Source organism: Actinophytocola sp. (genome assembly GCF_036378875.1).
Classification (GTDB): Bacteria; Actinomycetota; Actinomycetes; order Mycobacteriales; family Pseudonocardiaceae; genus Actinophytocola.
In genome coordinates this window covers 1-4,096 of record NZ_DASUVO010000066.1, presented here as the reverse complement: position 1 = coordinate 4,096, position 4,096 = coordinate 1, and the positions used below count along the sequence as shown (strand labels likewise).

2 protein-coding genes and 1 pseudogene are annotated in these 4,096 nt (G+C 66.9%); 1 reads left to right on the top strand and 2 read right to left on the bottom strand.

Annotated elements, in window-relative coordinates; translation table 11 throughout:
• Positions 1–2,069 (bottom strand): annotated as a pseudogene (locus VF106_RS19240) (hypothetical protein); the annotation flags it as partial.
• 467 nt (positions 2,070–2,536) lie between these two features.
• Here VF106_RS19240 and VF106_RS19235 point away from each other — a divergent pair.
• Positions 2,537–2,857, top strand: a complete 321-nt coding sequence (locus VF106_RS19235; RefSeq protein ID WP_330841134.1) for a hypothetical protein — start codon at positions 2,537–2,539, stop codon at positions 2,855–2,857.
• 578 nt (positions 2,858–3,435) lie between these two features.
• Here VF106_RS19235 and VF106_RS19230 read toward each other — a convergent pair.
• Positions 3,436–4,096, bottom strand: a 661-nt coding sequence (locus VF106_RS19230) for an 8-oxoguanine DNA glycosylase OGG fold protein (protein ID WP_330841133.1), incomplete at its 5' end; no start/stop codon positions are given.

The following is a 4,096-nucleotide window of genomic DNA, read 5'->3' as shown; positions in this document are numbered from 1 at the left end:
AGTGTCTTCTTCAGGTCCCCGACCCGGGTCCTCAGGTCGGACCACATGCCCGCCACGCCGCGTTTCCTGGTCTCGGCCACCAGCGGAACCGCGGTCTCGGCCGCCGCGACCGCCTGCTCGGGCACCCGCCGGGTGAGCCGTGCCCGGATGTTCGGCCAGGACAACCCCAGCAACCCGGCGACCATCACCAAGATGCCGAGCACGTCGAACTTCGTCGGCAGCTGGACACCGGCAGTCCCGGCCGTCCCGAGCAGCCACGCCAGGACACCTTGCTGCAGGTGTCGCCCGGCATTGCGCATGAACAGCTTCAACCCACCGCCGACACCGGCCACCAGGTTGCCCAGGAACCCGATCGGGTCCTTGAGGATCGCGCCGATCGCCGTCGCCGCCTTGCGGAGCACACCAAGCAGCAGCCGTTTGAGCTCCATGATCGCGTCGATGACGCCCTTGATCGCATCCTTGGCCTTGTCGACCGCGCCCTCGTTCGCCTCCTTCTGCTCCGCGATCTCCTGGTCGACGGCTTTCACCGCGTCGGTGTACTTCGTGGCCAGGGTGTCGACCAGTTCGGTGCCCTTGTCATCCACCGACTGGGTCAGCTCGTCGAACTTGTCGGCGAACTCCGACATCGCCTCGCGGCCGATGGCCTGGAGGTCCCCAGGGAGTTTCTTGACCGCGGCGTGCAGCTCCTCGCGACCCTTGGCGATGCGCTGCTTCGCCCGGGTCAATTCTCGGGCGATGATGTCCGCGATATTCGAGACAACCCCGCGCATGCGGCGGACGTAGTTGGCGCGGGCCTCCTCCAGGAAGACGTTGACTTCGTCCGGCAGGCCGAGCAGCCAGTCCTTGAACCACAGAGGTTTGCGCCAGCCGGAGTACCGCTTCTCCTTGTAGTCCTCCAGCTTGCGCTTGTGCTCGGCAGTGAACGCGTCACGCGCTTCCTTTTCCTCGCGGGTGAACTGGTCGTCCACCAGCTTGTCCAGACCGCTGAGGATGCCTTCGACGTCGGCCTTCATCTTGTCGAAGACCTTCTGCAGCAGCGCCGTGACCTCGGTGCGTTTCTCCTCGTCGCGAGTCTTGGTGCCGGCCTTCCCGGTGCCGACCTGCTGGCCGGTGCGCACCCGCTGTGTGGCCATTGTGGCCATCGCCGCGGTGCCGAGGTGCTTGGCCTGAGCCGTCGTCTGCCGTAGCTGGGCGGCCTCGTGTTTGCGGAGCTGCCCCGGGGTGGTCTCGGAATGCCGCTCGGCCGCCTTCTTGCTGGAGAGAGCCTTGGTGAACGTCGGCTCGTTGGACTTCTTCAGCTGCGGCTCGGTGACCTGCGCTTCGGCCATCTGCTGGTTGATCGCGGCCGGGCCAGCGGACATGTCGGTGGCCGATCGCGGCAGCGTGTCCGGCACAGCCTTCTTCGGGTCGGGGGTGGCGGGCCGGCCTGGTGGGCGGTCGGCCGCCATGGGCACGACCTTCTTCGGCACGGCGGCGGAGGTGTCCGGCGGAGCCGCTGTGGTGGTGGCGATCTGCTCGGCGGACTCCGACTTGCCTTCACCGACCCTGCCCTGCACCTCGGTCTTGATCTCGGCGGGCTTCTCGGAGTCGGGGAACTTCTCAGCCTCTTTGAGGTTCTTCGGGGCTCTGTCGGCGATGGCCTTCTCCACCGCCTTGATGAACGCGGCCTTGTCGAACTCCTTGGTCTTGGCCTCGTTCATCTTCTCGGCGTTGGCCGTCTTGCCCTGCGCGACCTCGTCGTCCCTCGGCGGCACGGCGGCATCCTGTGCGGAGGTGGCCTCCTGGCGAGGCGGGGGATGTGACGTCGCCACTGTTCGCTTCTTCTGCTGAACATCCCGCTTCAGCGTGGCGAACTTGGGGTCTCCCGCCGGGCCTCGTCGCAGACCAGCGGCCACCGCGGCATTGCCGACCTTGTCCTGCATCTCCCTCGGCGCCGGATCGGCCCCCGGCCTCCGGTCAACCGCCCGCGCGGCGGCCAACACCGCCGCGTTCGACGGCGACAGCGGTGGCGGCGGCTTGCGCTGGGGCGGCCGCTCTTTCGCAGGCGCGGGGGCCTGGGGTGTCGTCACGGGTCGCCTCGCGTGGGCAATTGGCGGCGGCATGCGGACCGGGCACCTCCCGCAACGACGTAGCGGGCTCAGGATCGCAGCAAGGCGTTACTGGGGCGTCGCATGAACGTCCCTTTGGATAAGGTCCACGCCGTATGCCGGACCTGGAGGGTGCGTTCGCTCTGACAGAGAAGGAACGGACCAGCGAATACCGACCTGCGCGCCCGAATGGAAAACGCCGTATCCAGAACGACGCGAACCGCGTTGGGCTACGTAACAAGCGTGGGCCTGCTGACCGGCGTGGGCCCCGGACGGGGCGTGGGATTGCTCCTCGTCATCCTCGGCTTGGTGTGCCTCGTCCTCAACGGACTGGTCCTGCGGGTGAGACCGCTTGCGCGGGTGGAACAGGACCTGCCGGACGCAGTACCGGACCGTTGAACCGTCCCTGGCGCTTTCATGAGGGCCGGTACACGCTAGTCGCACTGCAGGTGGACGATGCGCTGTCAACCTTGGTGGTTGTTCAGTCCTGTGTTGGTATTTTGTTGGTGGGCGTGGCAAGAGCCCGCGTGACGAGGGTGACCGCCGGACAGATCGACGACGTGCTCGGCGACAGGGATCGACGACGCTGCCCAGGTCAGGCCGCCGACGTAGGCAACAGATTCACCCTCCCGACGATCGCCAGCCGCCAGCAATTCGAAGACGAGCTCGTCGCCGGCCAGCCCGGCCCGCGACGTGTCGTGCTCAGCGACCTCGTCACCCGCACGCCACGCGACGAAGCGTGCACCGCCGCGCTGACCGCGGCCCCTTGAGCTGACGGCCGTCTCGGACGAGCTGGCCTCAGTCTGCGGCATCTACAGCGGCTCGTTGCTGGTCGAGGGACCGGTGGACAACCGCCCGGGTCTGTTCGGCCGGCTACCGCTCGGTTGCTTGAGCGGATCTTCGGGTGGGTGTCGAGGAGTTGCCGTCTCCGCTGGCCCTTGACCGGCGCCGGCCCGAGACCAATCGGCTGATGCAGGCCAAGCGGAAGGCGGTTCAAGCGATGGTCAACAACCCTCCGATACTGAGACGACGCGATCCGTTGAACCGAATCTGAGGTTCCGGACCGGGCGAGAGTCGACGCCGTCTTCTATGACGCATGGCTACAGCATGAGTCGGGCGGAGCTGGCCGAAGCGGTTACCGAGTACCTGTGGCGCACGACGAAGAAGCAGTACACGTCTCTCGATGCACGGGCTATCGGCCGATACGAACGCGGCGAGCGTGCTGGTTCGACTTGACGAGCTGGCGAACGGTGCGTGGCTCGGCAGCCCGTCTGTCCAGAATGGTCTTGGTCGGGATCATGGTGTGCGCAGTCCGTGTCGGGCGTTGTCTGTCCACTGTGGATACTGGTCAATCTCGGCGCAGTAGTCGGTCCAGGGCTTTGCGGTGTCGGTCCGGTGGCGCGGTTCTGGCCCAGCAGCTCACCCGGCCGTTCCAGGCGGCCGAGTGCGACGCCGACCGGACGCTGGAGGCGGTGTAAGCGCGGAAACCGAACATGGAATGCCCCTGCTCGGCGACGTGTGCGGCAAACGGGCAAGGGAAGCGGATGCGTAGGCGGTGCTCGACGATGCCGTACTCCACGAACGGGTCACCGGCGAGAACGCACTGGCTCAAGGGCTCGAGCAACTCGTCGGTCACACTTTCCCGCACCTCGCGCGCCGGTTGGACGGCTTCGCGGTTGGTGAGCCATTCGTAGGAATCGTGGGCGGTCTCGTTCGTGCAGCGGTACTGCAGGAGGTGGTCGGGGAGTCTGCGGGGTGGCTGCACGTCGCGCTGAAGCACTTCGGCTAGGTGATGATCACGACGACTCCTGAGATCCGCGGGTGAGCGTCCGTCGATCGAGAGGAACTTCGTGAAGAACGACGGCCCCGGCGACAGCAGCGTGTTGCGGCGATCCGGCCGCAACACGGCGCACGCACCGGCCGGATCCTGACGCGACACCTCAGCCGCCGCTGTCAGCAGCTTCTCTGCCCGCGACACATCGGCGGCGACGCTGTCCAGCCGACGGCTT